The sequence below is a fragment of the Sphingobium sp. Ant17 genome, from assembly GCF_000588875.1.
Lineage (GTDB): Bacteria > Pseudomonadota > Alphaproteobacteria > Sphingomonadales > Sphingomonadaceae > Sphingobium.
The window spans coordinates 1-1,836 of sequence record NZ_JEMV01000182.1 but is presented as its reverse complement, the minus strand read 5'-3'; the positions used below and the strand labels follow the sequence as shown (position 1 = coordinate 1,836).

The 1,836-nt window shown below is 59.6% G+C and carries 1 protein-coding gene; it reads right to left on the bottom strand.

Annotated elements, in window-relative coordinates:
• On the bottom strand, window positions 1-1,601 hold a 1,601-nt coding region (locus tag BF95_RS25235), incomplete at its 3' end, for a recombinase family protein (RefSeq protein ID WP_043155603.1).
• Window positions 1,602-1,836 lie beyond the last annotated feature (235 nt).

The window sequence follows — 1,836 nt, the reverse complement described above, 5'->3', positions numbered from 1 at the left end:
GGCCAATGACGCTGTTCGATCCACTCCAGGATCCTGCCAAACTCGCCGTAGAGCATGGCGTTGACCTCACCGCGCTTCGCGCCAGGCGTAAGCTCGATCCGCTCGATCCGCTCGATCAGCGCCCGCAACGCATCGGCGGCTTCCTGGCGCTCTTCCGGCTGCGATAGTGCGTGAGTCAGTCGCTCGACTTTGCGCCGATAAATCTCGGAGATGTTGGGGTGGATGTCAGGCACGTCAGCAGGGGCCGCGGCCAAACGAGCGCGGATCGCATCCTCCTGCGCTTCCAGCTCCAAAAGCTCATCGACAAGCGCGCGTGTGCCCTTGCCTGCCTTTGCGAGTGTCACGAGGCCCTTGATCGCCTTGAGGACTTTCTGCAGCTCGGTTCGATCAGCGATTTCTGACGCGCGGCGCTGGTGGTTGATCCGGTTGCTCTCCTCGACATAGGTCCGAATGGCCTCTGCTGCGACCTCCGGGGTCATCATGCGATCGCGCAGACCATCAAGGACGCGCGCTTCGAGTTTGTCGCGCGTGATGCTATGCCCGTTCGCGCAGCTTTTCGTATCACCATGGTTCGAACAGGCAAACCGCCCCCGCCCGCGAAGGGAATAAGAACCTCCGCAGCAGCCGCAGTAGACCAGGCCGGAGAGAAGACTTTTTGGGCGATGCGTGCGATTAAGGGCTGTCTGAGCAGAGCGAGTTGCCGCAATGCCGTCGGCATATTGGATCGCGATATTCTCCTGCCTTGCCTTCGCAGCCTGCCAGAGTTCTTCATCCACGATCCGCAGGTCAGGAACCTCGGTCACAATCCATTCGGATTTGGGATTGATGCGGGAGACGCGCTTGCCGGTTTGCGGGTTCTTCAAATAGCGCAGCCGGTTCCACACCAGTTTGCCGATATAGAGTTCATTGTTGAGCAGGCCGGTGCCGCGCTTGGCGTGGCCGCGGATCGTGGTCGATGTCCATAGCTTGCCCGTTGGGGCTGAAATCCCGGCATCATTCAGGCGACAGGCGATTGCGTGGGGGCTGAGCCCGTTGGCGAACTGTCGAAAAACCTGGCGAATGACTTCAGCTTCCGCGGCATTGATGCTCCGCTCGCCATGAACCGGTTCGCCTTCGCTGGAGAAGCGCCTTACGACGTCGTAACCAAAGCAAAGCCCGCCCCCGGATTTGCCTTTCTCGACGCGGCCGCGCAGACCGCGATGGGTCTTCTTCGCAAGATCCTTGAGAAACAGCGCGTTCATCGTGCCCTTGAGGCCGACATGCAGTTCAGACACTTCACCCTCTGCCAGGGTAACGATCTTCACACCGGCGAACTGGAGATTCTTGTAAAGCGTGGCGACGTCGGCCTGGTCGCGCGACACCCGATCCAACGCCTCGGCTAGCAGAATGTCGAAGCGCCCCATCTGCGCATCCTGCAAAAGTGACTGGATGCCGGGACGCAGTATGACGCTTGCGCCCGAGATCGCTGCATCCTTATAGTTGGCGACAATCCGCCAGCCTTCGCGCGCCGCTTGTTCACGGCATATCAAAAACTGGTCGTCGATGGATGCAGGGCTCTGCTTGTCGTCGGAATAGCGGGCATACAGCGCTACGCGGGGCATTTGGAGGTCTCCAGAGATGAGCTTTGGGATCAGTCTACAGATTTGATCATTCTTGCCAATCTGAGGACGAAATCAAAATTGGAGTGCGCTTTTACGCTGCCCAGCGGTTCCGCCAACATGCCCGATTGGGCCTTCGAGAGCATGGTTGATCAGCTCGCGGGTCGATCCGTCTCTGCGAGCCGACCTCACCTTGTTTAGCGAACGACATGCGGACGGGCGCTAATAGCCAAGGCCG